This is a genomic window from Pseudomonas sp. Pseusp21 (assembly GCF_059492145.1).
Map to the genome: position 1 here is coordinate 3587583 of NZ_CP168520.1, position 26734 is coordinate 3614316.

Genomic DNA, 26734 nt, shown 5'->3' on the forward strand with positions numbered 1-26734 from the left:
TCCAAGTTGCTGATCGAGAGTTGTCCCATGAACACGCCCAACGTTGAAGCCGTGAAACTGGATGAACTGAACTGCTGGCGCATCCGCCACGGTCAGGCCGAAGTGCTGGTGGCCCAGCAAGGCGCGCACATCCTCAGTTATCAGGTGGACGGCCAGCCGCCGATCATCTGGCTGAACGACAAGGCCGTGTTCAAGACCGGCCAGAGCATCCGCGCCGGTGTGCCGGTGTGCTGGCCGTGGTTCGGCAAGTTCGAACGCAACCCGCAGAGCGTGCAGGCGATGCGCGTCAGCGAGGAACCGGCCGCCGCCCACGGGTTTGTCCGGGCGATGGATTGGGAACTAGGCGGCATCGAAACCGAAGGTGAAAGCCTGAAGGTGGAGTTCACCCTGCCCTACCCCGAAGGCGGTTTTCCGGGCTGGTCGCATCAGGTCGACCTGACCCTGACCCTGCGCCTCGACGATCAGTTGCACATCAGCCTGACCAGCCACAACCGTGGCGCCGACACCGTCAGCATCAGCCAGGCGCTGCACAGCTATTTCGCGGTCAGCGATGTGCGCAACGTGCGCGTCGAAGGCGTGGATGGCCTGGATTACATCGAGACCCTGGACGACTGGAAGACTCACACCCAGCAAGGCGACCTGCGTTTTGCCGGGGAAACCGACCGCATCTATCTCGACGCTCCGTCGCAACTGAGCATCGTCGACCCGGCCTGGGAACGGCGCATCGTGCTGACCGCTACCGGTTCACGCACGGCGGTGATCTGGAACCCGTGGATAGACCGCGCCGCCGCGCTCAGCGACATGGATAACGACGGCTGGCAGCGCATGCTGTGCATCGAGACGGCGAACGTGATGAGTGATGTGATGACTCTGGCGCCGGATGCCGGTCACACAATGGGTGTCAGTATTGGCAGCGAGCCACTCTGAAAACAAAAATCGCAGCCCTGAGGCTGCGTTTTTTTTGCGGGTCTGAATTACAGATCCGATTCCTGCACCACCCGCACCTTGTCCGCTTCCAGCGCATACGCCGCATCGGCCAGGTCATTGCTGACCTTTTCGATCTTCAGCGTGCCGGTCACCCATAACGGCGTGTAGATATCGTCCAGCTTCAAACCCTTCGGATAGCGCACCAGCACCAGTTGATTCGGTGGCGGTGGCGGAACATGGATGCAGGCGCCCGGGTACGGCACAAGGAAGAACAGCGTGCTGCGACCCTTGGCGTCGGATTCCAGCGGCACCGGATAACCGCCGATGCGGATGTGTTTGTCATTCATCGACGCCACGGTCTTGGTCGAATACATCACCGCCGGCAAACCTTTGGCCTGCTTCATCCCGCCTTTCTGGGTGAAGGTGCCGGTGGCTTCCGGGGAGTTGTGGTCGATTTCAGGCATGGCCTCGAGGGCTTTCTGGTCCGACTTGGGCATCAGTTCCAGCCAGTCGGTTTCCGGCAGTTCGCCGGCGTGGGCCATACCGCTGCCCAGCAAAAGGAGAGTCAACAGAAGACGGCGCATGAAGGTGCTCGGTAAAGGATGCTCGAAAAGGGAGGGGACGCTGAATCGCCGAGCATTTTAGCCCTCCCCGCCGGATTGGCGGAGAGGACTTTGTCGCTTTGAATCAGTTCTTTTTGATCAGGCCGTAGATCACCAGCAATACGATGGCGCCAACCAGCGCACCGATGAAACCTGCGCCCTGACCGGCCTGATAGATGCCCAGGGCCTGGCCGCCGTAGGTGGCTGCCAGCGAACCGCCGATACCGAGCAGGATGGTCATGATCCAGCCCATGCTGTCATCGCCCGGTTTCAGGAACCGCGCCAGCAGGCCGACGATGAGGCCGATAAAGATGGTTCCGATAATTCCCATGGCATTTCCCTCTGAATGGTAGATATGCGATGAAGCCTAGCCAGACTTTCGCATCCTGCCATCAGAGAACGGCGGCCCCGCAATGGTTCCGCCGTTGCCAGATGAAACTGTCGTTACTCGGCGATCAGCGCTTCGACCTTGAGGATCTGCTGCTCGAGGGTCGCCTTGTCCTTGCAGCGCAGGTTGGCGTGACCGACCTTGCGCCCGGCCTTGAAGGCCTTGCCGTAGTGATGCAGGTGGCAATCGTCGATGGCGATGACCTTCTCGACCGGTGGCACCACACCGATGAAGTTGAGCATCGCGCTCTCGCCGACCTTGGCGGTCGAGCCCAGCGGCAGACCGGCAACGGCCCGCAGGTGGTTTTCGAACTGGCTGCACTCGGCGCCTTCGGTGGTCCAGTGCCCGGAGTTGTGCACGCGCGGGGCGATTTCGTTGGCCTTGAGGCCACCGTCGACTTCAAAGAACTCGAACGCCATCACACCGACATAATCCAGCTGCTTGAGTACGCGGCTGGAATAGTCTTCGGCCAGGGCCTGCAGCGGGTGATCGGAGCTGGCGACCGACAGCTTGAGAATGCCGCTGTCGTGGGTGTTGTGCACCAGTGGATAGAATTTCGTCTCGCCATCGCGGGCGCGCACGGCGATCAGCGACACTTCACCGGTGAATGGCACGAAGCCTTCCAGCAGGCAAGGCACGCTGCCCAGTTCGGCGAACGTACCGACCACGTCTTCCGGCTTGCGCAGGACTTTCTGGCCCTTGCCGTCGTAACCCAGGGTGCGGGTTTTCAACACGGCCGGCAGGCCGATCGACGCAACGGCGGCGTCCAGGTCGGCTTGCGACTGGATGTCGGCGAACGCCGGGGTCGGAATCCCCAGGTCCTTGAACATGCTCTTTTCGAACCAGCGGTCGCGGGCGATGCGCAGGGCTTCAGCGCTCGGGTAGACCGACACGAATTGCGAAAGGAAAGCTACGGTTTCCGCCGGGACGCTTTCGAACTCGAAGGTCACCAGATCGACTTCATCGGCCAGTTGACGCAGGTGATCCTGATCGCCGTAATCGGCCCGCAGGTGTTCGCCCAGCGCAGCGGCGCAAGCGTCCGGCGCAGGGTCGAGGAAAGCGAAGTTCATGCCCAGCGGAGTACCCGCCAGGGCCAACATGCGACCCAACTGGCCGCCACCGATTACACCGATCTTCATCTCAACAACCTCAGGCAATACGTGGGTCTGGATTGTCCAGGACGCTGTCTGTCTGCTCGGCACGGAAGGTTTTCAGTACCGCGTGGAATTGTGGATGCTTGGCGCCCAGGATGCTCGCCGACAACAGCGCGGCATTGATCGCGCCGGCCTTGCCGATGGCCAGGGTGGCGACCGGAATGCCGGCCGGCATCTGCACGATCGACAGCAGCGAGTCGACGCCCGAAAGCATCGCCGACTGCACCGGCACGCCCAGCACCGGCAGGTGGGTCTTGGCCGCACACATGCCTGGCAGGTGGGCTGCGCCACCGGCACCGGCGATAATCACCTCGATTCCTCGGCCTTCAGCCTCTTCGGCGTACTGGAACAGCAGATCCGGGGTGCGGTGGGCAGAAACCACCTTGACCTCGTACGGGATGCCGAGCTTTTCCAGCATATCGGCGGTGTGGCTAAGGGTGGACCAATCGGACTTGGAGCCCATGATCACGCCAACCAGTGCACTCATCGTCGCGCCTCTTCTCTCTGGGCGCCCGCAGGCGCGTCAAAAACAACAAGCCACGCAGGATGCGTGGCTTGTTGTAGGAAAAATGGCCGGACGAACCGGCCGAAGGCCGCGCAGTATACCGCAAAGAAAGCAATAAACAGCCCCCGTTGCGACCATCTGTCATCTGCCGCAAAAGCCCGGTTTTATTGACTCGAAGGTCAGTGACCGGGACATGTTTCACGCACCGGCCGGACCTTGCGCCGCCCCGCCTTCCAGCTTGCGCCACAACAACCGCACATTGGCCTTGCGCACCAGCGCGCAGCGGTACAGGCGAATCTCCAGCGGCACATGCCATTGCGCACCGCCGCAGACCACCAGTTCGCCACGGGCCAGTTCGGCCCGCACGCTCAGTTGCGGAACCCAGGCGATACCAAGGCCTTCCAGCGCCATGCTTTTCAGGCTGTCGGCCATGGCGGTTTCATAAATCGTGGTGAAACGCAGCTGACGCTGGCGCAGCAAGCCATTCACCGAACGCCCGAGAAACGCTCCGGCGCTATACGCCAGCAACGGCACACTGCCCTCGCCTTCCAGATCGAACATCGGTTTGCCATCGGCATCCGCCGCGCACACCGGGAGCATTTCGGTCTGGCCCAGGTGCAGCGACGGGAAGATTTCCGGGTCCATCTGCATGGCGGCGTCCGGGTCATAGAACGCCAGCATCAAGTCGCAGCCACCTTCACGCAGCGCGTGCACCGCGTCGCCAACGTTGGTCGCGACCAGCCGGGTGGCGATGTTCAGGCCTTCGTTGCGCAGTTGAGCGATCCAGCGCGGGAAGAATCCGAGCGCCAACGAATGCGCCGCTGCGACCTGGATCACTTCGCCTTGCCCACCTTCGAGGTGATGCAAATGGCGCAGCACTTCACCGAGCTGTTCGACCACGGTGCGCGCGGTTACGAGGAACAATTGCCCCGCCGCCGTCAGCTCGATCGGCGTGCGCGAGCGGTTGACCAGCGTCAGCCCGAGCGCCGCTTCCAGGCTGCGGATCCGCCGACTGAAGGCCGGCTGGGTCACGAAGCGCCGTTCGGCCGCCTGCGAGAAGCTGCGGGTGGCGGCCAGAGCACTGAAGTCCTCCAGCCATTTGCTTTCCAGATTCATCACGTCCTCCCGGACACGCACCAAAACAGGTCGCACGTCTGCCGCGCATGCGGCGTCACACGGGCATTATGCCGAATGTGCATAGGGCAGTGTTTAACAGCATTGGCCCAAAAATTCCCACAAGCCTAGCATTCGCAGCGTTCCGGCACAGACCGGGTCCCTATCGAGATGATTTCTATCATGTCCTCCGCTGCATCATTCCGCACAGAAAACGACCTGCTTGGCACCCTCGAAGTCCCTGCTCAAGCGTATTACGGCATCCAGACCCTGCGAGCGGTGAACAACTTCCGTCTCTCGGGCGTTCCGATTTCGCACTACCCGAAGCTGGTTGTCGGTCTGGCAATGGTCAAACAGGCCGCTGCTGACGCCAACCGCGAGCTGGGTCACCTGAGCGAAGCCAAGCACGCTGCCATCAGCGAAGCCTGTGCCCGTCTGATCCGCGGCGATTTCCACGAAGAGTTCGTGGTCGACATGATTCAAGGTGGCGCCGGTACCTCCACCAACATGAACGCCAACGAAGTGATCGCCAACATTGCTCTTGAAGCGATGGGTCACCAGAAAGGCGAGTACCAGTACCTGCACCCGAACGACGACGTGAACATGGCGCAGTCGACCAACGACGCCTACCCGACCGCGATCCGCCTGGGTCTGCTGCTGGGTCACGACGCGCTGCTGGCCAGCCTCGACAGCCTGATTCAGGCGTTTGCGGCCAAGGGTGAAGAATTCAACCACGTCCTGAAGATGGGTCGTACCCAGCTGCAAGACGCCGTGCCGATGACCCTGGGTCAGGAATTCCGTGCTTTCGCCACCACCATGGGCGAAGACCTGGCCCGTCTGAAGACGCTGGCCCCGGAACTGCTGACCGAAGTGAACCTGGGCGGCACCGCGATCGGCACCGGCATCAACGCCGACCCGCGCTACCAGGCCCTGGCCGTACAGCGTCTGGCGCTGATCAGCGGTCAACCGCTGGTTCCAGCCGCCGACCTGATCGAAGCCACTTCCGACATGGGCGCCTTCGTGCTGTTCTCCGGCATGCTCAAGCGCACCGCGGTCAAGCTGTCGAAGATCTGCAACGACCTGCGCCTGCTGTCCAGCGGCCCGCGCACCGGCATCAACGAAATCAACCTGCCAGCGCGTCAGCCAGGCAGCTCGATCATGCCAGGCAAGGTCAACCCGGTGATCCCGGAAGCCGTGAACCAGGTGGCATTCCAGGTCATCGGTAACGATCTGGCGCTGACCATGGCAGCCGAAGGCGGCCAACTGCAACTGAACGTGATGGAGCCGCTGATCGCCTTCAAGATCCTCGACTCGATCCGCCTGCTGCAACGCGCCATGGACATGCTGCGCGAGCACTGCATCGTCGGCATCACCGCCAACGAAGCGCGCTGCCGCGAACTGGTCGAACACTCGATCGGTCTGGTCACTGCACTGAACCCGTACATCGGCTACAAAAACGCCACCCGCATCGCCCGTATCGCCCTTGAAAGCGGCCGCGGCGTGCTGGAACTGGTGCGCGAAGAAGGTCTGCTCGACGAAGCCATGCTCGCCGACATCCTGCGCCCGGAAAACATGATTGCTCCGCGTCTGGTTCCGCTCAAAGCCTGAGCCGACGCGTGACTTGTAGCACCGCTCACCAGGTCGAGGGACTAGACACCTCTCACCTTTTGAGGGCTTGGGGATGATTCCCCGAGCCCTTTTTTTTAACTGTTTGAACCTGAGAACCGTATGTATGGAAGCTGGCTGCAAACCGGCTCCCAGACAAGCCCGACGCCGGTAACGTCGGGTGTTTCAAAGCTTCGTTTCGTCGCTTGCACCACAACCGTGCAGACGGGCGCCGCACTGATCGGTATAGTGCCGCCCCTCTTCGCGTGAGCGGTCGTCGGTAACGAGGCCATAACCCATGCGAAACCCGAACTAATAACAAACCCGCGATATGGATCCGGGACGAACCCTCGCCTCGCCCGTTGTGCCGCGCGCACACCGGTGTAACGCGATGTTTCTGACCATCCAGCATTTGCTTAAACAATAAACAGCGAGGAAAAATCCATGCTCGAAGTCATCAACGACTTCCTCTCAGGGAAAGTACTGATCGTGCTCATTGTCGGGCTCGGTAGCTACTTCACGATTCGCTCGCGTTTCGTTCAATTGCGCCACTTCTTCCACATGTTCGCGGTGTTCCGCGACAGCCTCAAGGGCAGCGCCGGGCAACTCAGCTCGTTTCAGGCCCTGATGCTCAGCCTCGCCGGCCGCGTCGGTGCAGGCAACATCGCCGGTGTCGGCATCGCCGTGACCCTGGGTGGTCCGGGTGCGGTGTTCTGGATGTGGGTGACCGCTCTGGTCGGCATGTCCAGCAGCTTCTTCGAATGCACCCTGGCCCAGGTCTACAAGCGCGCCGATGGCGACGGTTTGTACCGTGGCGGCCCGGCTTACTACATCCAGCACGGCCTGAAGCTCAAAGGCATGGCGGTGGTGTTCTCGATCCTGCTGCTGGTCACTTACGGCTTCGCCTTCATCGGCCTGCAGTCCTACACCGTGACCCACTCGCTGCAGAACGCTTTTGCCTTCGACCCGCAACACACCGGCATCGTCCTGGCGGTGCTGCTGGCCATTACCTTCATCGGTGGCATCAAGCGTATTGCTTCGGTGTCCGACCTGCTGGTTCCGATCAAGACCCTGGCCTACATCGGCGTGACCCTGTACGTGATCGGCACCCAGATCGAACACGTGCCAGCCATGCTGGTGACCATCTTCAAAAGCGCCTTCGGTCTCGACCCGGCTTTCGGCGGCCTGCTCGGCAGCGCGATCGTGATGGGCGTGAAACGTGGCGTGTTCGCCAACGAAGCGGGCCTGGGCAGTGCGCCGAACGTCGCCGCCGTGGCGGCCGTGAAGCACCCGGGCGCTCAGGGCGTGGTTCAGGCGTTCAGCGTGTTCCTCGACACCTTCGTGATCTGCACCTGCACCGCGCTGCTGATCCTGCTGTCGGGCTTCTACACCCCGGGCTTCGAGGGTGACGGCATCGTCCTGACCCAGAACTCGCTGGCCGCCGTGGTCGGTGACTGGGGCCGCATGTTCGTCAGCGTCGCACTGTCGCTGTTCGTCTTCACTTGCATCCTCTACAACTACTACCTGGGCGAAAACAGCCTGCAGTTCCTCACCCGCAACCGCGCTGCACTGATGACGTTCCGCGGCCTGGTGCTGGCGCTGGTGGTCTGGGGCTCGATGCAGGACCTGTCGACCGTGTTCGCCTTCGCCGACATCACCATGACCTGCCTGGCCTTCGTCAACCTGATGGCCCTGGCCCTGCTGTTCAAGGTCGGCATGCGCGTGATGCGCGACTACGATGCGCAGCGCCGCGCAGGCGTCGACCAGCCGGTGTTCGACTCCAGCAAGTTCAGCGACCTGGATCTGGACCTGAAAGCCTGGCCTGCCAACCCGTCGGCCGACACCCAGGCCAACACTCAGCCGCAAGGCATCCCGGCAGCGCAACGCTGATCGGGTAAAAACCGGGCGCAGATCCTGCGCTCGGCGTGACACAAGCAGCGGTCGGCGTCATGCTCGACCGCATGCTGTCCTCGTTCAGGAGAACTCCCCATGAATTCCTCGACCTACCCTGCCGCCCAGCACGTCATGGTGCTGTACACCGGTGGCACCATCGGCATGCAGGCCAGCGCCAATGGCCTGGCCCCGGCGTCCGGTTTCGAAGCGCGGATGCGCGATTACCTGCACAGCCAGCCAGAGCTGGTGGTGCCGCAGTGGCGCTTTCGCGAGATGTCGCCGCTGATCGACAGCGCCAACATGACCCCGGCCTACTGGCAGCAACTGCGAGAAGCGGTGGTCGACGCCGTCGATGTGCAAGGCTGCGACAGCGTACTGATCCTGCACGGCACCGACACCCTGGCCTACAGCGCCGCCGCCATGAGCTTCCAATTGCTCGGCCTGCATGCCCGCGTGTGCTTCACCGGTTCGATGCTGCCGGCCGGCGTCACCGACAGCGACGCCTGGGAAAACCTCAGCGGCGCACTGGTCGCCCTCGGCCACGGCCTGGCGCCGGGCGTGCATCTGTATTTCCACGGCGAACTGCTGGCCCCGACCCGCTGCGCGAAAGTGCGCAGCTTCGGCCGTCATCCGTTCAAACGCCTGGAGCGTCAGGGCGGCGGCGTGAAAGCCACTTCCTTGCCGGCCGCGCTGAACTACAACCAACCGAAGCAACTGGCCAAGGTTGCGGTGTTGCCGCTGTTCCCAGGCATTGGCGCCGAGATCATCGACGGCCTGCTCGACAGCGGCATTCAGGGTCTGGTGCTGGAATGCTACGGCAGCGGCACCGGACCGAGCGATAACCCGCAATTCCTCGCCAGCCTCGGCCGGGCGCGGGACAACGGCGTGGTCGTGGTTGCGGTCACGCAGTGCCATGAAGGCGGCGTGGAGCTGGATGTCTACGAAGCGGGCAGCCGCTTGCGTGGTGTTGGCGTGTTGTCTGGTGGCGGGATGACTCGCGAGGCAGCGTTCGGCAAGTTGAACGGATTGCTTGGTGCGAGTCTTGAGACAGCTGAAGTGCGGCGACTGGTCGAACTCGATCTGTGCGGCGAACTCATCTGATCAGGGCTGTAAATACAATTTTTTAACATCAATTGACCTTCCTGCAGAACTTCTGCAGGAAGGTTTTAAAACAATCAATCTTACGTAAATGCAAATCCTCCTAGCGTGAGTTTGGAGTTACCCTTCTGATCACACTCCAAAAGTACCCACCTTTCCATACTACTCATTGAGGGAATACTACATCAAAAACCCCTTTATCCAGGCTTGTCGATCCCTCCGCAATTTTCGCATGAAAAACCCCATGATATGAATTAGGTTCTGTACCCTCATATAGGGTCACACCGCCTTCACTTGGATACTGAATACCTTCAGGCGTTACAAATTGCAGAACGGTGTCACTCCAGATATCAAAGGGTATTTCTACACCATATTCCTTAATGCAGAAAATATTGATCTTTATGTCTTCATACTTGTAAATGATAAACATGCTGCTCTCATGGTTGGAACCCTTAGTCGTACTAAATACTTTTTCCAGACCATTAATCCTTACCTTCATACTCCCCTCGGCCGGACCCATTTTCAAACCTTTAAATTTATCGGCAACGATGTCGTCAAAGTCTGCTTTCTTGCTCATTTCAATCTCCTTTGCTTTCCAGCGAATCAAAAATGGTCGCATTCCAACTGCTGACTTCGGGCGGGGCGACAACTTTCACAATAGAAGTCAAAAAATTCATGTCAAATAGAATTCGAGAATTTAAATTAACCGACAAGCGGTCGTATTTATAGATCCGACCTGTAATTTCTGACAGTGGTTAGCTCACAATCAAGCATGTAAATTGAAGCCCCCAGCTCTGACTTTATATTTTTAATCCAACAACTCAGAATATTTCCGCTGTGAACATTTACGAAATATTAAAACTCCACGTAAAAAACTTAAACCAACTATCATCCGGCGCTCTCGCCAAACCCAAATTGCCCGGCACGCAACTTGCACCAATACAGTTCTTTTCAGCCCGGATTGCCCCATGCTCCACTCCCACCTCACCACCCTCAACGCTGTCTCCCTGGTGCTCAACACCTTCAGGGATCAGGGCCTGTCCAGCGAAGCGCTGCTGGCCGGCAGCGGCATCAGCGCGGCGGATCTGAGCCGGGCCGACACTCGCATCACCACCAACCAGGAGATGCAGGTCTGCGCCAATGCAGTCGCGCTCAAGCATGACATCGGTCTGGAACTGGGCCGGCGCATGCACGTTTCCTGCTACGGCATCCTCGGTTACGCGCTGCTGACCTGTGCCACCTTCGGTGACGCTTTGCGCCTGGCGATCCGGTATCCGGCGCTGCTGGGAACACTTTTCGAACTGAGCCTGGAGGACGACGGCGAGCGCGTCTGGTTCGTCGCTGCCGATTACCGCGAAAGCCCGGCGATGGCGGTGTTCAATGCCGAATTCTGTCTGGTGTCGCTGAAAGTCATCTGCGACGACCTGCTCGGCCATCCGCTGCCATTGCTGGCCACCCGCTTTGAACACACCGCGCCGGATTACCGCGACAGCTACGCCGAACTCTTCAAGGCGCCGCTGCACTTTGGCGCCAAGGACAATGCCTTCGCCTTCGACCGGCGCTGGCTCGATCAGCCGCTGCCGCTGGCTGACATCATCACCCACCAGGCCATGGCCGAACGCTGCCGCAAGCAGAACACCGAGTTCACCGGCCGTCAGGCGTGGCTGGGGCGAATCCGCCAGTTGCTCAGCGCTCAGCTCAACGCCGCACCGGGGCTGGAAGGTTTGGCGCAGCAGATGAACTGCTCGCCGCGTACCTTGCGCCGGCATCTGAAGGACATGGGTTGCAGCTACCAGGAGCTGCTCGACGAACTGCGTTTCGAGCGGGCCAAGCAGATGCTTTGCGAGGATCAGTTGCCGATCTACCGCATCGCCGAAACCCTGGGCTTCAGCGAGACCGCGAGCTTCCGCCATGCCTTCGTGCGCTGGAGCGGCGTGGCGCCGAGTCAGTTCCGACCACACGGTTAAACCGTCGAGGGGCGATATCAGGTCAGTATTTTTGGCCACATCGATCCCCTTTTGGCCTCTCTGGCCGTTCTCCGATTCGCTCCACGCCGCAACACTGGAGCCAACCGAATCAGCCCCTGCGGAGAACAACAAATGCTGACGATCTACTCTGACGATCACCACCTGCACCATGGCCGTTGCGAATTGATCGACGGGCAACTCAAGCCTTGCTTCGAGATGCCGTCGCGCGCCGACCACGTGCTGCAGCGGGTGAAAAACCAAAACCTCGGCCCGGTCGAGGCGCCGAAGGATTTCGGCCTCGGGCCGATCGAGCGCATCCACAGCCGCGACTACCTCGACTTCTTCAAAGGTGCCTGGGCGCGCTGGACCGAATTCAACGCCGACGGCGACTTGCTGCCCTACACCTGGCCGGCGCGCACCTTGCGTCAGGTCAAGCCGACCAGCCTGCACGGCCAGCTCGGTTATTACAGCTTCGACGGCGGCGCGCCGATCACCGCCGGCACCTGGCAAGCGGCGTACAGCGCGGCGCAGGTGGCGCTGACCGCACAAGCGGAAATCCAGCGTGGCGCCCGGGGTGCCTTCGCCCTGTGCCGTCCACCGGGACACCACGCTGCCGGCGACTTGATGGGCGGTTATTGCTACCTCAACAACGCCGCCATCGCCGCGCAGGCATTCCTCGATCAGGGCCACAAGAAGGTCGCGATCCTCGACGTCGACTACCACCACGGCAACGGCACCCAGTCAATTTTCTACGAGCGCAGCGACGTGCTGTTCACCTCGATCCACGGCCACCCGGAAGCGGAATTCCCGTTCTTCCTCGGCTACGAGGATGAACGCGGCGAAGGCGCCGGTGAAGGCTTCAACTTCAACTACCCGCTGCCGGCCGGTTCCGGCTGGGATGTCTGGAGTGCGGCGCTGGATCAAGCCTGCCAGCAGATCGACAACTACGGCGCCGACATCATCGTCGTGTCGCTGGGCGTCGACACCTTCAAGGACGACCCGATCTCGCAGTTCAAACTCGACAGTCCGGATTACCTGGCGATGGGCAAACGCATCGCGGCGCTCGGCAAACCGACTCTGTTCGTCATGGAAGGTGGCTACGCGGTAGAAGAAATCGGCATCAACGCGGTGAACGTGCTCGAAGGTTTCGAACAATGAGCAGAATCAAGCACCTCATCGCGCCAGCGTTGTGCGCGGCGCTGCTGAGCGGCGCCGCACACGCGGATGAACGCACCCTGCGCGTCTACAACTGGTTCGACTACATCACCCCCAAGGCACTGGAAGATTTCAAGGCGCAGAACAGCCAGACCAAACTGGTCTACGACATCTTCGACACCAACGAAGCGCTGGAGGCCAAGCTGCTGACCGGCAACTCCGGCTATGACGTGGTGGTCCCGTCCAACGTGTTCCTCGCCAAGCAAATCGAGGCCGGGGTATTCCAACCGCTGGATCGCAGCCAGTTGCCGAACTGGAACCACCTCGACCCGAAACTGATGAAGCTGATCGAGGCCAACGATCCGGGCAACCAGTTCGCCGTGCCGTACATGTACGGCACCATCCTGATCGGCTTCAACCCGGCCAAGGTCAAGGCGGTGCTGGGCGACAACGCGCCGGTGGACAGCTGGGACCTGATTTTCAAGGAAGAGAACATCAGCAAGCTCAAGCAGTGCGGCGTGGCCCTGCTCGATTCGCCTTCGGAGATCCTGCCGCTGGCCCTGCAACACCTTGGCCTGGATCCCAATAGCAAGAACCCGGCGGACTACGCCAAGGCTGAAGCGCTGCTGATGAAGATCCGTCCATATGTGACCTACTTCCATTCGTCCAAGTACATGGCCGATATCGCCAACGGTGACATCTGCGTCGCGGTCGGTTATTCAGGCAGCTTCTCGCAAGCCGCCAACCGCGCCAGGGAAGCGAAGAACGGCGTGGTGGTCGACATGCGCCTGCCGAAGGAAGGGGCGCCGATCTGGTTCGACATGCTCGCGATCCCGAAAGGCGCGAAGAATCCCCAGGACGCCTACACCTTCATCAACTACCTGCTGCAACCGCAGGTGATTGCGCCGGTCAGCGATTTTGTCGGCTATCCGAACCCGAACAAGGACGCTACCGCGCAGGTCGATCCGGCAATTCGCAACAATCCGAATCTGTACCCGACCGATGCGGCGATGAATACGCTCTACACCCTGCAACCGTTGCCGCGCGATGCGGAACGGGCACGCACGCGGGCGTGGACCAAAATCAAGTCCGGCACCTGAAACCTGACAACCTGAACAGACCCGCCTTCGCGGGTCTTTTTTTGCCTGCAAGATTTATGTACCCCACTGCGTCGCGACCGAGGTTCTAGTGTCCGGATTTTTCCCATGGACATGACCATGACAGAATCTACCGCCATCACTGTACCCAGTGTTTCCCCTCCCTTGTTGAAACAGAGCCTGCTGGCTGAACTGATCGGCCAGGGTTACTCGCTGCATCAGGTCGCCTCGGCGTTATTGCGCAAAGCGCTGAGCAAAAACCATCCCGAGCAACACATCGATCCGGATCGAACCCTGCTTGCGACGCCCCTGCGCGAATCCGATCCCTTGCAGAGCCCCTCCAGAGCCTTCGCCTACGAGTCCCTGACTCACGCCTTTATCCAGCACTCCCTGCACAAGACCAAGGCTGATTATCTTGACGGGGAGCACTTCCTGACCCGATCACCCGAAGCCGTCCCGCCGATTCTGTTGCCGGTGAGCATGGACGACATCACTTCGCTGATGAACGATCACGCCCCGTTTCTGTTCCTCGAATACCAGCAGCGCCAGCTTGATTACTGGAACGAATCGCCCGGCAGCCGGCCACGCTGGCAAGAGCTGTCCGATCTTGTGTGTTCGGCTGCGAATGTGCAGACGGCCAGCGGCTGGGGCGCCGACGATTGCGCACTGGCACGATTTGTCGCGCAGCACCCGGACCGGGCCGGACGATCGGGCGTGAACAGCGATTACGTCGGGCTCAAGGCCTGCCTGATGGATATCGACCTGGTCGAAGGCGACGACAGCACACACCTGATCATCGCCGGCGCGCTGGTGCTGACCGCGACCGTCAAACAGCGGCAACGCGTCTTGATGTACACCGTTGCCGATGGCTATGAGTCATTCGATTCACTGACCGAGCTGGGTGAAACGCTCCCGCAGCGGATCGCCCCGGAGCTGGCCGGTCGCTCACTGAAATGGCGCCTGATCGAGCCTGAAGGGAATATTTTCGATGCCGTGGCACAAGCGCTGATCAGCAATCAGCTCGAAGCCATCGAGGCGCTGGATCCCGCCAGCCCGTCGATCAGTGCCCGCGCCGGTTCCGCGCGACAAAGCCGTGCACGTTTCAGTTCGCTCGAGCGAGCCCGTCTCGACAAACTGGAAGAGGTCATTCCCGACTGGTTGCAAGCCGGCTCTGCTGATGATCTGCAAGACTACAGTCGCTACATTGCCGAGCTCGGAACCTTGCGCAACGAATCCGAGAATGGCGTGTTCAAGGAAGACGACATCCCGCTGATCGAACCCTATGCCGAACGCCGGATGCGCGAAGCGATCATCGCCGACAAAAGCGCCACCGGAGCTGCCGACCTGCCTTTTGAACACTTGCGCATCATCGTCACCCACAGCTTCGAAACCGGCGGCTTCACGCTGCCCAACCCGTTTGACCGGACTCACGAAACCCTGGGCGAATTCGCCCTGCAAAACGCTCCGCCCTATCAAGCCACAATCGCCTTCGACAATGGCCGGGCCGTGCCTGCCTGGCTGACTGTGGATTTTCTGAGCGGCATCGCGCAAAAGGTCGACATCGGCGGTCACTACCCGCAAGTGATCAAACGCGCGTTGATTGATGACCCGATCCGTTCGGCTGCGCAAAAGACCCGCTACCTGCGCCAATTGCCGACGCTTCTGCCGCTGCTGGCGCTGGAGTGCAAACTCAAGCAGCAGGGCGGCGTCGATGAACACGGTTATGCGTATGTCTGCCAATTGATGGATGCCATCACCCGCAAACTGCCGACACCCGAACATCCGGTCACCATCCGTCCTCTGGCGTTTGTCCCTCGCCGCCGTTTGAGCCGGCGTTCGGACGTAGTCACCAACATGTTCATCATTTGCCCGCGCGTACACACCCAGGGACCTTGCCTGCTATACCGTCCGCTGCTGGACACGCCATTGATGCAGTTCGCGTCTTTGCAGAACCTTATGTATGCGCTTTATCAGGATGGCGAATTGCGCAGCTCGGTACTGGCCTGGCTGGACAACGCGGCGCGGAGCTTCGAGTACTCGCAGTACGCCTTCCCGGTCGGTCTGCCCTCGCCATGGATCATCACCCAACTGGGCACCGAACCCTTCATGCACCTCGACCTGACCGGTCCGATCGAACTGGAGAACGCACCACTCCACGGGGACATTCTCGCGTCGCTGTACGCGGCGAACAGTCAGGCGCTGGTTGAACTTGCGAACCGCCAGTCACAGTCCAACAGCGAGCGCCGCTGGGCGCTTCTGACGGACAGTGGCTGGGCAGCCTTCAATGTCGCCGCAAACTTCATGAGCGGCGCGGCGGGCACCGCCGTCTGGGTCTGGCAGACCATCACGCAGATCCAGCAGGCGATCGATGCCCATGAACGTGACGACACCGTGGTGGCCTGGAAATCCACCGGCGATGTGCTGCTGACGCTCGGCATCATCCTGACCCAGCACGTCGTGGCGCGACGCAATCATTCGTGGCTGCCGCGCCTGAAACAGCAGGACGAAGCCGTCCGATTGCCTGCGCAGAAAACAGAACCCGCCCCGGAAGAGGCCACGCCATCCGTCACACTCGATCCAACACCCCTTATCGGAGAAGTGCCTGCCGCACATCTCACTCAAATCGAACAGGGGGCACTGCTGCGACCGGACAACAGCACACGCTTCATCAAGATGCTCGACCGGTTCCAGATCCCCAAACCTGACTTGATCGGCAAACAACCCTCGCCGCACACTCATCTGTACACCCTGAAGGGCAAGACCTGCGTCCAGGTCGGCACGCGCTGGTTCCAGGTCAGCGCCGAAAAAGACGAGCCGGTGCACCTTGTCGATCCGGTCGATCCGCTGCATATCGGCATGGCCGTGAAATATGACGAGACAACCGGACAATGGCACTGGGATCCGAAGTTGCGCTTGCGCGGGGGCATGCCGAAAAGCCGGATCGAGGCCTTCCGTCGCTCCAAAAAGCAGACGATGGACGCCGCCTGGACCAAGCTGGAGCAATTCGAAGCGCGTGAAACCCAGGAAAAAACACGACTTCTGCAAGCGCTGGTATCCCTTCCAAAAGATACCAGCGAGGCCGGATTTGAACGCGCTGCTTCCACTTATCTGGACAGGGCCACGAAACTGGGCAACGACTACACCCAGGCCCTGGCCCAACTCGAACTCTGGCGCCAGTCAGGAGGCGGCGGTTCACTGCATCAGGCCAAACTGATGACGCTGACCCTGGGTCAGCATCGCTGCTTTGGCTCCTGGCTGCGGGTGAAGATGCGGATCTACGCCAAAACCACACAGATATTCGTCGACAGTGTGAACCACCGGACACCGCTACCGCGCAAGCAACAGATCGAGATCGCCACCGTCGCCACCGCGTTGAGCGATCAAATGATTGTCAACCTGGAGACGCTGGATCACTCACTGCAAGTCTTGAGCGGCCATTCGAGCAAGGCCCGGAAGGTGGCAGAGAAGCTGGAGCTTCTACTGCCGGACTTCACCCCGCTGGACCTGAAAGCCAATGAAATCGGCATGTCCTACGAACGCTGTGTCGTGGAGCAACCGGGGGCCGCCATGAATGAAGCCCGCGTCGCGATCGGGATCATTACGGCCACCGCTGCCGACGCTGCTCATGAGTTGAGCCTGCTGAGCAAAACAGAGGTGGCGGCGGATGGGCAGCCGGCACGTATCGAACGTTTGTCGCGATGGAACGACCTGTTCGCCAGTCTCGGAGAACGCGTCGAACAGCTGCCCGCCGAGCACCCCGGTCAGTTCGTCCAGGCAAGGCTCGACAGGATCCGCGAACTGATCGGCGAATTCCGTGCGGTCGCCCGCGAGCGCCTGACCACGGAGTTGCCCGAACCGCAAGAGCGACCGACGCCCGTCAAGTCCCGGCCGCAGCCGTCCACATCGCAGTCCAAAGTGAAAATCACCAAGAGTCGTCCACGCCCTGAGGTGGACGAACAGGCTTCGACCGCCCCGGAAGGCGACGCCGACAGCGAGACCGCATTCGTCAAATTTTCCACCCAACGGCCCGAACCGAAAGCGCCTGCGGATGACGAAGACCTTATTTCATCAGCCATGCAGCTTGCAGCAGACATCGACCGTTTCAACCGCAAGACCCGCGAGGACGCCAGGCGGCCAGGGCGTATTCCCGCAGACATCCGCGACATGTTCGAGCAGCAGGTCGAACGCCTCAAAAAAGCGGCCAGCGATGTCGACGAAGCGATCATCCGCAGAAAAAACGCGAAAAAGGATCCGTGGCCCGTCACTTCGTTGAGCGGCGATCTGCGCGAAGCTGCCACCCGCACCCACGCTGAAGGTATTGCGGCCTATGCGGCCATGCTTAAACAACGCAAACCTCGGGAAGCCTACTTCCTTTGGCTGCACGACCATGGGCAGCTCAAGGTCAGCAAGGATCCACGCGGTCGTATTCGCACCCGCCATCGCGGAGACTACTTCCAGGAGTATCGAATTCTCGACAAGTCCCGGGCGGACAAGCCGTTGTGGGTGGCGCATTTCCACTACGACCAGCTCAAGGATGCCGATGAGCAGTACACCATCGCCCATCTGAAACCGGCCGATGCCTATCTGCAGACGCTCGATGAAAAATCCCGTCAGACACTGAGCACCTTCGATGCCGTCGATAATGCACTACGGCGTATTGTCGATCCGCAGGTACGCGATCTGTTCCTCAAACCACAGCCGGAGCCGGAGCCGGAGCCTCAACCGAAAGACGAATAACGGCGCCACACTTCATGCAAACGGACCAGAGCCGACTCGATCGCCGGCTCCGGCACCGCCGCAAAACCCAGCACCAGGCCGGCACGCTGATCGAGCGGCGTCGTCGAATCCGGCAGCCAGTATTTGCTCAGGCCATGGATCTCCACCTCTACGCTGGCGGCCTGTTCGATCAGTTGTTGTTCGCGGGCCACGCTGTCGACCGCCACGGTGAGATGCAGCCCGGCCGACACCGCCGGCAGTGCGCCGACACCCGCCAGGCCTTGCGGCCAACCGTTGATCAACGTGTTGCGCCGGCTCAGCGCTGCCCGGCGCATCCGTCGGATGTGCCGCTGGAAATGCCCGGCTGCCATGAACTCGGCCATCACCGCTTGAGTGCTCACTTCGGAATGCCGGACATCCACCGCCCGCCGCTGCGCAAAGGCTTCCACCAGTCCCGGCGGCAACACCAGATACCCCAGGCGCAGCGCCGGGAACGCAACTTTGCCGAAAGTGCCGACGTACAACACGCGACCCTGGCGGTCGAGCGCAGCCAGCGGGGCCAAGGGCGCGCCGGTGTAGCGATACTCGCCGTCGTAGTCATCCTCGACGATCCAGCCGCCGGTGCGCTCGGCCCAGGTCAGCAGTTCCAGGCGTCGCGCCAGACTCATCACCACCCCCGTCGGGTACTGATGAGACGGCGTGACATAAGCCACCCGGCAATCTTCGGCGGCCGCCAGTGCCGCGCAGTCGATACCCTCTTCGTCCACGGCAATACCTTGCAATCGACCACCGGCCAGCGCAAAGGCATGACCGGCTGCGCGGTAGCCGGGATTCTCGATACCGACCCCGGCGCCCGGCTCCACCAGCAACTGTGCACAAAGGCTGATTCCCTGTTGTGCGCCACTGGTGATCACAATTTGCTCAGCCGAGCACTGCATGCCGCGCGAACTGCGCAAATAAGCGGCAATCAGACCGCGCAGGCGCGCATCGCCTGCCGGATCGCCGTAACACAGTTGCTGCAAATCGGGTTTGCGCCAGAACGCCGCGTTCAGCTTGGCCCAGACGTCGAAAGGGAACAGATCGAAGGCCGGAATACCGACCCGGAATGCTCGCGGCGGACCGCTCGGTGGCGTCGGTAAATGGTTCTGCTCAAGCCGCTGCAACGCACGGCTGTGGATAACTTTGCTGGATAAATTCCCAGTGGAATTGGCCGAAATTGTGGATAAGGCTGTGGGTAAGCCTGTTGAAAACCCTGTGGATACTTTTGTGGATAGTTTTGTGGATAGTTTTTTCGCGGGCGCCAGCGATTGCGGCAACTGCGCCACATAAGTGCCGTCCCCGACCCGGCCTTCGATGAAACCTTCGGCATACAGCTGATCGTAGGCACGTACCACGCTGTTGCGGGAAATCCCCAACGCTGCCGCCAGATCGCGGCTCGCCGGCAACCGCGTGCCGCTGGCCAGGCGCCCGTCGAGTACCCGCAGGCGCAAGGCCTGGTAGAGCTGGCGGCTCAAGCCTTTGCGGCGGTCGAGTTCGATACCGGCAGGGTTGAACGGCAGCGACAGCGTGGTCGAATCGGGCATGACAATGGACCTATGAAATTGGTCATCAATGGCTCTTACAACAGACCAATAGCCTGCCTACGATGCAGGCATTCGCCAAGGAAATTTTCTCCATGTACACACCCCGCGCCTTTGCCATCGACGACCTGTCCCAACTGCACGAACTGATCCTCGCCACCCGCCTCGCCATTCTGGTGACCCACGGCGAACAAGGCTTGCAGGCCAGTCATGTGCCGGTGTTGCTGCATCGCGAACAAGGTCCGAACGGCACGCTGTACGGGCATCTGGCCAAAGCCAATCCGCAGTGGAAAGACCTGCGCGACGGCGCCGAGGCCCTGCTGATTTTCCCCGGTGCCGATGCCTACGTCAGCCCGGGCTTTTACCCGAGCAAGGCCGAGCACGGCAAAGTCGTGCCGACCTGGAACTACGTCGCCGTGCACGCCTACGGTCACGCCGAAACCTTCAGCGACGGTGGTCGCCTGCTGGATATCGTCAGCACCCTCACCAATCGCCATGAGGCCGGCCGCGCCCAGCCCTGGTCGGTCGACGATGCCCCGGCCGATTACATCGACGGCATGCTCAAGGCCATCGTCGGGTTCGCCATTCCGATCGACCGCCTCGAAGGCAAGCGCAAGCTCAGCCAGAACCGCAGCGCCGAAGACATCGCCGGCGTGCGCGAAGGCCTGTCTGCCAGCCCCGACATCAACGATCAAACCCTCGCTCACTTGATGCGTTAAGGAAATCACCATGAGTCAGATCGACATCCGTCCGGTCAGCGCCGCCGATCACGCCGCCTGGCTGCCGCTGTGGCAGGCCTACCTGCGCTTCTACAACACGGAATTGCCGGACGCCGTCAGCCAAAGCACCTGGCAGCGCTTTCTCGACCCGAACGAACCGACCCACGCCGCCCTCGCCTGGGCCGACGGCAAAGCGGTGGGCATGGTGCATTTCATCTACCATCGTTCGAACTGGAGCATCGAAAACTCCTGCTACCTGCAAGACCTGCTGGTGGAGCCGCAAACCCGTGGCACCGGCGTCGGTCGCCTGCTGATCGAACATGTCTACGCCACGGCCAAGGCCGATCGTTGCTGCAAGGTGCACTGGCTGACCCACGAAACCAACGCCACGGCGATCCAGCTCTACGAGCGCATCGCCGAGCGCCCGGGTTTCATCCAGTTTCGCAAAGCCATTTAAGGAGCCACATGCATGACGACTTCCCTCGCCGACTGGAAAGGTGTGCCGCCGCCCTCCACCACCCTGATCGAAGGCCGCTTCATCCGCCTCGAAAAGCTCGACCCGGCGCGCCACGGCGACGACCTGTTCAACGCCCTGCAAGGCCCCGGCGCCGACCCGAAACTCTGGGATTACTTGCCCTACGGGCCGTTTCCGGAACGCAGCGTCTTCAATGACTGGCTGAACAACCACGCGGCCCACAGCGACCCGTATTTCTTCAGTGTCATCGACCGCGTCAGCGGCCAGGTGCAAGGCATCCTCAGCCTGATGTCGATCGTCCCGGCCCAGGGCCGCATCGAAATCGGCCACGTCACCTTCGGCGCCCCGATGCAGCGCTCGCCGAAAAGCACCGAGGCGGTCTACCTGCTGGCCAAAGAATCCTTCGCTCTCGGCTACCGCCGCCTGGAATGGAAATGCAACAACGGCAACGCCCGCTCCAAATACGCGGCCGAGCGCCTGGGCTTCAGCTTCGAAGGCGTGTTCCGCCAGCACATGGTGGTCAAGGGCCAGAACCGCGATACCGCGTGGTACTCGATTCTGGACTCGGAATGGCCGGCGATTGCGGCGGGGTTCGAGCGCTGGTTGAGCGATGAGAATCAGACGGCCGATGGGCAGGTGAGAGGGTTGGTTGAGTGCCGCGCTTGAAACTTGCTCGACACTAAGCGGGTTGCGGGTTCAGCTGTTGTTTCGCCGAACCCGTACCACGCCCATTTTCAGCCCGAACGGGCGGAACACGGCATTCAGGGATTTCAGTGTCTGATTACCCTCGCCGTGTTCGATGTGCACCAGCGTGCGTACCGAAATCTTGCACATCTTTGCGAACTGGGTCTGATGCAGCCCGGTCACCTCCACGCGTAAACGGCGAACGGCTTCACCGATTTCTACGGTTCCTTCAGCCAGCGCTTCTTGAATGCTTTCGATGAGCACGGTTCGCTCGACGACGGTCATGCTCATTTCAGATCCCACTCTTTCAATCGTTGCTCCAGGTTTTTCAGGTGGACGCCCGGATGATTCATCGTCCGGTCAGGCAAACCGCTGGCGCTCAAAATGTCGGGCAACTCGGCCAGGCACTGCACATCTTCACGCAGGCGCTCGAAAGATTCCGGCGCGTCGGACAACCCTGCCAAGGGGTCATCCGGATCGGAAATATCCGCCAATGCGCGACAAACCCCTCGCCAATCGACATCTCCCGCCCTCTCCAGCTCTTTTGGCCATTTGGTCGTGCGGGTCACACCTTCGTCATCCATGACCATGGGGGCCAGGTCATAAATGGGGGCCAGACGATACGAGCCCTCGTCACGAATGATTGCGGTATTGCGACCGTGGTTATCCGAGTTGCCAAGAATCTTGTTGATCAGGTCCCGACGTAAATAGTCCGCCACCAGTGCCGGAATCTGATCCGCTTGCCCCGCATTGCGCCAGAGTTCGGCGAGCATGCGAATGACTTCCATATGGTTCATCGCGCTTCCCGGCGTCGTCACTTCGGCCAACGAGTAAATCGACTCCACGGCAAAACGCTCTACCCCACGGCTCGTCACCTGGCGATCAAAACGCTGCATCCACAAGCTGGGTTTGTTCGCCTCCTCTAACGCCAGACCTTCTGCCGCGACGGTTTCGATGCCCAGTGCCTGAAGCGCCTGGTAGTAGTGGAATTCGCTGCGCAGGATGTCTTGATCGGTTTGACTTCCCTTATTCCGGGCGAACTTCACAAACCAGTGCTGATGGACGTTTTCATCATCCAGCACGGCATCGGGGTACAAAAGACCGGCATGATCCTCGGCCAGGAGAATCTTGGGAGCCTCACCTCCGGCCCCAGTCGCCCCACCAATCGCAGCTCCCATTTCATAGGCATATTCAAGGAAGCGGTGGTCACGGCTGACGACCTCCTGACGCTGAAACCCGATGGGCTTGCGCTCGTCGACAGCCTCGGCCGACTCTTTTATCCGCATGTTGCCGATCGGAGCCGGAGTGCAGCGACCGAGCAGGTAAAGATCGGCACTGATGCCTGCAGGTTTCTCCTGCCCAAGACGTGCGAGAAGAAACCTTTTAGCGGCGCCTGCCGGCGCGATGTCATGCACGAATGCAGGGGTGATGGATCGCCGGCCTTCCCAATCAAGGGGCAACAGCGCACTCACGGCCTTGGAAAAAGGCGAGCCGATAGCCTCAATGTTTTCGACCAGATACGCCGACTCGTAGCCAAAACTGCAGCGGCTTTCGAAGCCTTTTTCGGGCGAGTCGAAACTCAACACCATCGCGTCATGCCATTTGCCGGCGTCGAATATCTGCAATGTCAGGTTGTGCATGCGGCTCTCATCTGCAATTAAATGCATTAATGCGGTCGTTTGGTGAACTACAAGTGCAATATAGTGCATTTAAGAAGATAGAGAGATTCATTAATCTGCAATAAAGTGCAGATTAAGAAATAAAACCTCGAAATAAACGCAAAATAATGCGGATGCCGCTGAGTTCGCCACGGACATCATTCTGTAAAAACCCTCCGCTATACAGAACGCCCCGCTTATAACAAAAAGGACGTTCTGCCCATGCCCTTCCCGCCCCAGCGACTGTCGTTTGCCATTGCCCTGCTGATCGCCACCAGCGCCGCCCATGGCAAGACCGTGCAGATCGACACCGCCACCACCGCGTCGCAAACATTGGGCGGTAAAGACACACTGACGATTTCGGCGCCGGGCAGCATCACCAACAGCGGCAAGGCTGTGAGCCTCAAGGACGGCACCAGCGGCGTCGGTGTGATCATCGATAACGCAGGCAAGATCATTTCTACCGGCGGACGGGCCATCGACAGCAGCGGCGACCTGACCCAGGCGCGCAACTACGCGATCTACAACCGCAGCGGCGGGCAGATTCTCGGTTCCAACGATGCGATTCGCATCGACAGCAACTTTGTCAGCGGCAGCCTGTTGATCGACAACAGTGGCACCATTCGCTCGACCACCGGCCAAGGCCTGGATCTGGATGCGTTGCGCAGCGACGGGGTAAAAACCACGATCATCAACCGCGCGGGCGGGCTGATTCGTGGCGACGCCAGCGACGGCATGAAAACCGGCGCCAATGCGACCATCAGCAACTACGGCGAGATCTCCACCGGTGACTCGCACAACGCCGACCAGAAGTTCGACGGCATCGATATCGACACCGCGACCGGCGTCAGCGTGACCAACTACGGCGTGATTTCCGGCGGGCGGCATGGCATCACCACTGACCTGGGAGCGACGCTGGTCAACTACGGGCAGATCACCGGGCGCAACGGCTCCGGTTTCGGTTCCGATGGCGACGGCACGGTGATCAACCACGGCACCATCACTGGCGCGTATTCCGGGCTGCAACCCAATGGTGACGGCGACGGCGTGGACATCGACAACATCGCTCACATCGAAAACTACGGCATCATCCAGGGCGTCGGTGCCGGCGGTGTGGACAAGGGTGGTTTCGCCAATGGCAGTGAAGGCATTGCCCTGGGCGGCGGTTACATTCTCAACGCCAAGGATGCACTGATCAGCGGCGCCAACAGCGCCATTCTGGTGGATGACGGCAGCGGCGGTTCGGGGCTGGCGGCCACCACGCTGGAGAACTACGGCACTATCCAGGGCCTCGACGGCTTCGGCGTGAAATTCGTCGGAGAGTTCGCCGACAGCGTGATCAACGGCGGCACGATCAGCGGCAGCAACGGCCTGGCGCTGGACCTGGGTGGTGGCAATGACAGCCTGACCCTGCGCAGCGGCAGCCGCTTTGTCGGCGTGGTCGATGGCGGCAGCGGTTACGACCGCGTAGTGATGGATGACGCAGCCGGCGGCAGCTTCGGTGCCAGCCGCAACTTTGAATGGCTGGAAGTCAAGCAAGGCGCCTGGACGCTCACCGGCAGCGGCGACTTCAGCGACGGCGGTGCCGTGCGCAACGGCGCCACGCTGATCAACCAGGGCGGTATCGCCGGCAACCTGACCGTGGACGCCGGAGGTGTGTATGCGGGTGGTGGTTCGGTGGGCAACCTCAACGTGAATGGCACGTTGCGTACTGACTCCCGCCTCGGCACCGCGACCGTCGCGCACGACTTGAACATGGGCAGCGCATCCACCCTCGCCTACGGCGTCAACGCCGATGGCAGCAGCGCGCCAGTCCAGATCGGCGGCACGGCCAACCTCAACGGCGCAACGCTGGCGGTCAATCCCGGCAGCGGCACTTATCCGTGGCAGAGCCATTACACGGTGCTGCAGGCAGCGCGGGTCAACGGCACGTTCGGCGCGGTCACCAGCGACTACGCGTTCCTCACACCGACCCTCGCTTACACGCCAACGCAGGTCGACCTGACTTACACCCGCAATGACGTGGCGTTCAATGAATTCGCCGCCACCGGCAACGGCAGCAATGCCGCCAACAGCCTGGCCTCGATCGGCAAGAACAATGCGCTGTACAACGCCCTGCTCAACACCACGCAATCCAGCGCCGGCGCGGCCATCGAGCAACTGGCCGGCGCCAGCAACGCCAACCTCACCAGCGCCACTCTCGGCGCCAGCAGCCAGGTCGGCAGCAGCATGCTCTCGGCCATGCAGCAAATGGGTGGCAGTCCCGGCATGATGGTCGGTCTTGATCAGCGTGATACGCCGATCCTCGCGGCTAACGGCGTTCCGTCAGAAGCGCGAAACCTTAATGACCCGAACGCTCGGGGCCGGCTCTGGCTGCAGGCCATCGGCGGCTACGGCAAGCTGGATGGCGAACACGGCAGCAGCGGTCTGGAACAGCGCACCAAGGGCAGCGTGCTCGGTGCCGACTGGGCACTCAATCCACAATGGCGTCTGGGCGTGCTCGGCGGCTATTCGAAGACCGACCTTGACGCCACCGGTGTCGACGGCAATGTCGAGAGCTGGCACGCCGGTGTTTATGCGCTGCATCAAAACGGCCCGCTGGCCCTGCGCCTCGGCGCGGCTTACAGCGGCCATCAGGGCGAAAGCAAACGCACCATCGCGTTCAATGGTTTCAGCGATCGCCCCAAAGGTGATTACGACGCCGACAGCCAACAAGCCTTCGCCGAACTCGGCTATGCCATGGGCAGCGGCCGACTGAGCGCCGAACCGTTCGCCAGCCTCGGCTACCAGCGCTATCACCGCGAGCGCTATCAGGAAAAGGGTGGCGCGGCGGCCTTGCAGGTCGACAGCCAGACCCAGGACAACTTCAGCAGCACCTTCGGTGTACGCCTGGCGCACCTCAGCTCGCTGGACAATGGCATGAGCCTCACCCCGCGCATGGCCGCCGGCTGGAAGCACACCTACGGCGATGTCAGCAGCTCGACCCGTCAGGCCTTCGTCGTGGGTGGCACGGCGTTCAGTGTCGACGGCAGCTCGCTGGATCGTGACAGTCTGGTGCTGGAAGCGGGGCTGGATCTGGGCATTTCCGCGCGGCATACGCTGGGGGTTGGATACAGCGGCGAGATTGGCAGCAACAGCCGTAATCACGGGTTGATCGGGCAGTGGCAGATGAGTTTTTGAGATTTCGCCAATCCGGATTTCAGCGGGAGCTGTAGGTAAAGGCGTCTGGGCGATCGGGTAATCATGGCGGGTTCATTACCCGCCAGCGCCCGGGCTACAAAAGCAGACGTCATCACCTGCGTTCAGCTCGGAATTGCCCGGCATCGGCGCACCGGCATCGACTTTTACAGTTTGGCCTCATTTCACCTGAGGCGAACGGAATGCCCATCCAATGCAAA

The 26734-nt window shown here is 61.0% G+C and carries 21 protein-coding genes; 12 read left to right on the forward strand and 9 right to left on the reverse strand.

Annotation, left to right across the window (positions count from 1 at the left end):
- Nucleotides 1-27 precede the first annotated feature (27 nt).
- The gene (locus tag ACEN93_RS16430; RefSeq protein ID WP_039765104.1) at nt 28-927 is read left to right on the forward strand and encodes a D-hexose-6-phosphate mutarotase; all 900 of its coding nucleotides are present in this window, start codon (nt 28-30) and stop codon (nt 925-927) included.
- A 47-nt stretch (nt 928-974) separates the two neighbouring features.
- On the opposite strand, the gene ACEN93_RS16435 is transcribed toward ACEN93_RS16430, so the two are convergent.
- From ACEN93_RS16435 to ACEN93_RS16455, 5 genes are all read right to left on the reverse strand, one after another.
- Nucleotides 975-1511 (reverse strand): DUF3299 domain-containing protein, encoded by a 537-nt coding sequence (locus ACEN93_RS16435; protein WP_039765102.1) that lies wholly within the window; start codon nt 1509-1511, stop codon nt 975-977.
- 103 nt (nt 1512-1614) lie between these two features.
- Nucleotides 1615-1860 carry a GlsB/YeaQ/YmgE family stress response membrane protein gene (locus tag ACEN93_RS16440; protein ID WP_003229635.1) on the reverse strand — a complete coding sequence of 82 codons (246 nt, stop codon included), beginning with the start codon at nt 1858-1860 and terminating at the stop codon, nt 1615-1617.
- A 113-nt stretch (nt 1861-1973) separates the two neighbouring features.
- Nucleotides 1974-3056, reverse strand: coding sequence for a 5-(carboxyamino)imidazole ribonucleotide synthase (locus ACEN93_RS16445; protein ID WP_414882440.1), 1083 nt, complete (start codon nt 3054-3056; stop codon nt 1974-1976).
- Nucleotides 3057-3066: 10 nt separating this feature from the next.
- The gene (gene purE, locus ACEN93_RS16450; RefSeq protein ID WP_007954291.1) at nt 3067-3558 is read right to left on the reverse strand and encodes a 5-(carboxyamino)imidazole ribonucleotide mutase; all 492 of its coding nucleotides are present in this window, start codon (nt 3556-3558) and stop codon (nt 3067-3069) included.
- Between the two features lie 216 nt (nt 3559-3774).
- On the reverse strand, nt 3775-4692 hold the full coding sequence (locus ACEN93_RS16455) for a LysR substrate-binding domain-containing protein (protein ID WP_039765098.1): 918 nt from the start codon (nt 4690-4692) through the stop codon (nt 3775-3777).
- A gap of 180 nt (nt 4693-4872) precedes the next feature.
- Between ACEN93_RS16455 and aspA the strand changes: the two genes are divergently transcribed.
- From aspA to ACEN93_RS16470, 3 genes are all read left to right on the forward strand, one after another.
- Nucleotides 4873-6297: an aspartate ammonia-lyase gene (gene aspA, locus ACEN93_RS16460; protein WP_039765095.1), complete on the forward strand. Its 1425-nt coding sequence runs from the start codon at nt 4873-4875 to the stop codon at nt 6295-6297.
- A gap of 441 nt (nt 6298-6738) precedes the next feature.
- Nucleotides 6739-8184, forward strand: coding sequence for an alanine/glycine:cation symporter family protein (locus ACEN93_RS16465; protein ID WP_163973737.1), 1446 nt, complete (start codon nt 6739-6741; stop codon nt 8182-8184).
- Between the two features lie 99 nt (nt 8185-8283).
- Nucleotides 8284-9288, forward strand: a complete 1005-nt coding sequence (locus ACEN93_RS16470) for an asparaginase (protein WP_039765091.1) — start codon at nt 8284-8286, stop codon at nt 9286-9288.
- A gap of 163 nt (nt 9289-9451) precedes the next feature.
- On the opposite strand, the gene ACEN93_RS16475 is transcribed toward ACEN93_RS16470, so the two are convergent.
- Complete coding sequence (locus ACEN93_RS16475; RefSeq protein WP_495610268.1) at nt 9452-9862, reverse strand: hypothetical protein; 411 nt, start codon at nt 9860-9862, stop codon at nt 9452-9454.
- A 391-nt stretch (nt 9863-10253) separates the two neighbouring features.
- Here ACEN93_RS16475 and ACEN93_RS16480 point away from each other — a divergent pair, with 391 nt between their 5' ends.
- The 4 genes from ACEN93_RS16480 (at nt 10254) to ACEN93_RS16495 (ending at nt 18241) form a co-directional block, all read left to right on the forward strand.
- On the forward strand, nt 10254-11252 hold the full coding sequence (locus ACEN93_RS16480; protein WP_074689909.1) for an AraC family transcriptional regulator: 999 nt from the start codon (nt 10254-10256) through the stop codon (nt 11250-11252).
- 132 nt (nt 11253-11384) lie between these two features.
- A complete protein-coding gene (locus ACEN93_RS16485; RefSeq protein ID WP_495610269.1) occupies nt 11385-12410 on the forward strand; it encodes a histone deacetylase family protein in 1026 nt (341 codons plus the stop codon).
- Nucleotides 12407-13507: a polyamine ABC transporter substrate-binding protein gene (locus tag ACEN93_RS16490; protein WP_495610270.1), complete on the forward strand. Its 1101-nt coding sequence runs from the start codon at nt 12407-12409 to the stop codon at nt 13505-13507. Before ACEN93_RS16485 ends, ACEN93_RS16490 begins: the two co-directional genes overlap by 4 nt.
- Nucleotides 13508-13624: 117 nt before the next feature.
- The gene (locus ACEN93_RS16495; RefSeq protein WP_495610271.1) at nt 13625-18241 is read left to right on the forward strand and encodes a dermonecrotic toxin domain-containing protein; all 4617 of its coding nucleotides are present in this window, start codon (nt 13625-13627) and stop codon (nt 18239-18241) included.
- Here ACEN93_RS16495 and pdxR read toward each other — a convergent pair.
- The gene (gene pdxR / locus ACEN93_RS16500; RefSeq protein ID WP_495610272.1) at nt 18223-19803 is read right to left on the reverse strand and encodes a MocR-like pyridoxine biosynthesis transcription factor PdxR; all 1581 of its coding nucleotides are present in this window, start codon (nt 19801-19803) and stop codon (nt 18223-18225) included. The genes ACEN93_RS16495 and pdxR overlap by 19 nt on opposite strands.
- A gap of 92 nt (nt 19804-19895) precedes the next feature.
- On the opposite strand from pdxR, the gene ACEN93_RS16505 reads away from it, so the two are divergent.
- The 3 genes from ACEN93_RS16505 to ACEN93_RS16515 are packed head-to-tail and all read left to right on the forward strand — an operon-like array spanning nt 19896 to nt 21660.
- Entirely contained in the window at nt 19896-20519 is a 624-nt protein-coding gene (locus tag ACEN93_RS16505) for an FMN-binding negative transcriptional regulator (protein ID WP_085667442.1), read from the forward strand.
- Nucleotides 20520-20529: 10 nt separating this feature from the next.
- Entirely contained in the window at nt 20530-20976 is a 447-nt protein-coding gene (locus tag ACEN93_RS16510) for a GNAT family N-acetyltransferase (RefSeq protein ID WP_039765078.1), read from the forward strand.
- Between the two features lie 12 nt (nt 20977-20988).
- Entirely contained in the window at nt 20989-21660 is a 672-nt protein-coding gene (locus tag ACEN93_RS16515; RefSeq protein WP_103385784.1) for a GNAT family N-acetyltransferase, read from the forward strand.
- 30 nt (nt 21661-21690) lie between these two features.
- Here the strand turns inward: ACEN93_RS16515 and ACEN93_RS16520 are convergent, their stop codons facing one another.
- Entirely contained in the window at nt 21691-21969 is a 279-nt protein-coding gene (locus tag ACEN93_RS16520) for a helix-turn-helix domain-containing protein (RefSeq protein WP_039765075.1), read from the reverse strand.
- Nucleotides 21966-23318 carry a HipA domain-containing protein gene (locus tag ACEN93_RS16525; RefSeq protein WP_495610273.1) on the reverse strand — a complete coding sequence of 451 codons (1353 nt, stop codon included), beginning with the start codon at nt 23316-23318 and terminating at the stop codon, nt 21966-21968. The genes ACEN93_RS16520 and ACEN93_RS16525 overlap by 4 nt, the downstream gene beginning before the upstream one ends.
- Before the next feature lie 240 nt (nt 23319-23558).
- Between ACEN93_RS16525 and ACEN93_RS16530 the strand changes: the two genes are divergently transcribed.
- Nucleotides 23559-26516, forward strand: coding sequence for an autotransporter outer membrane beta-barrel domain-containing protein (locus ACEN93_RS16530; RefSeq protein ID WP_495610274.1), 2958 nt, complete (start codon nt 23559-23561; stop codon nt 26514-26516).
- Nucleotides 26517-26734: the final 218 nt, after the last annotated feature.

Bases quoted from the DNA above. Each gene is read 5' to 3' on its own strand.
- ACEN93_RS16430 (WP_039765104.1), top strand. From the start codon at position 28: ATGAACACGCCCAACGTTGAAGCCGTGAAACTGGATGAACTGAACTGC.
- ACEN93_RS16525 (WP_495610273.1), bottom strand. From the start codon at position 23,318: ATGCACAACCTGACATTGCAGATATTCGACGCCGGCAAATGGCATGAC.
- ACEN93_RS16530 (WP_495610274.1), top strand. From the start codon at position 23,559: ATGCCCTTCCCGCCCCAGCGACTGTCGTTTGCCATTGCCCTGCTGATC.
- ACEN93_RS16440 (WP_003229635.1), bottom strand. From the start codon at position 1,860: ATGGGAATTATCGGAACCATCTTTATCGGCCTCATCGTCGGCCTGCTG.
- ACEN93_RS16515 (WP_103385784.1), top strand. From the start codon at position 20,989: ATGACGACTTCCCTCGCCGACTGGAAAGGTGTGCCGCCGCCCTCCACC.
- ACEN93_RS16495 (WP_495610271.1), top strand. From the start codon at position 13,625: ATGACAGAATCTACCGCCATCACTGTACCCAGTGTTTCCCCTCCCTTG.
- ACEN93_RS16435 (WP_039765102.1), bottom strand. From the start codon at position 1,511: ATGCGCCGTCTTCTGTTGACTCTCCTTTTGCTGGGCAGCGGTATGGCC.
- purE (WP_007954291.1), bottom strand. From the start codon at position 3,558: ATGAGTGCACTGGTTGGCGTGATCATGGGCTCCAAGTCCGATTGGTCC.
- ACEN93_RS16480 (WP_074689909.1), top strand. From the start codon at position 10,254: ATGCTCCACTCCCACCTCACCACCCTCAACGCTGTCTCCCTGGTGCTC.
- ACEN93_RS16455 (WP_039765098.1), bottom strand. From the start codon at position 4,692: ATGAATCTGGAAAGCAAATGGCTGGAGGACTTCAGTGCTCTGGCCGCC.
- pdxR (WP_495610272.1), bottom strand. From the start codon at position 19,803: ATGCCCGATTCGACCACGCTGTCGCTGCCGTTCAACCCTGCCGGTATC.
- ACEN93_RS16445 (WP_414882440.1), bottom strand. From the start codon at position 3,056: ATGAAGATCGGTGTAATCGGTGGCGGCCAGTTGGGTCGCATGTTGGCC.
- ACEN93_RS16475 (WP_495610268.1), bottom strand. From the start codon at position 9,862: ATGAGCAAGAAAGCAGACTTTGACGACATCGTTGCCGATAAATTTAAA.
- ACEN93_RS16520 (WP_039765075.1), bottom strand. From the start codon at position 21,969: ATGAGCATGACCGTCGTCGAGCGAACCGTGCTCATCGAAAGCATTCAA.
- ACEN93_RS16470 (WP_039765091.1), top strand. From the start codon at position 8,284: ATGAATTCCTCGACCTACCCTGCCGCCCAGCACGTCATGGTGCTGTAC.
- ACEN93_RS16490 (WP_495610270.1), top strand. From the start codon at position 12,407: ATGAGCAGAATCAAGCACCTCATCGCGCCAGCGTTGTGCGCGGCGCTG.
- ACEN93_RS16505 (WP_085667442.1), top strand. From the start codon at position 19,896: ATGTACACACCCCGCGCCTTTGCCATCGACGACCTGTCCCAACTGCAC.
- aspA (WP_039765095.1), top strand. From the start codon at position 4,873: ATGTCCTCCGCTGCATCATTCCGCACAGAAAACGACCTGCTTGGCACC.
- ACEN93_RS16485 (WP_495610269.1), top strand. From the start codon at position 11,385: ATGCTGACGATCTACTCTGACGATCACCACCTGCACCATGGCCGTTGC.
- ACEN93_RS16510 (WP_039765078.1), top strand. From the start codon at position 20,530: ATGAGTCAGATCGACATCCGTCCGGTCAGCGCCGCCGATCACGCCGCC.
- ACEN93_RS16465 (WP_163973737.1), top strand. From the start codon at position 6,739: ATGCTCGAAGTCATCAACGACTTCCTCTCAGGGAAAGTACTGATCGTG.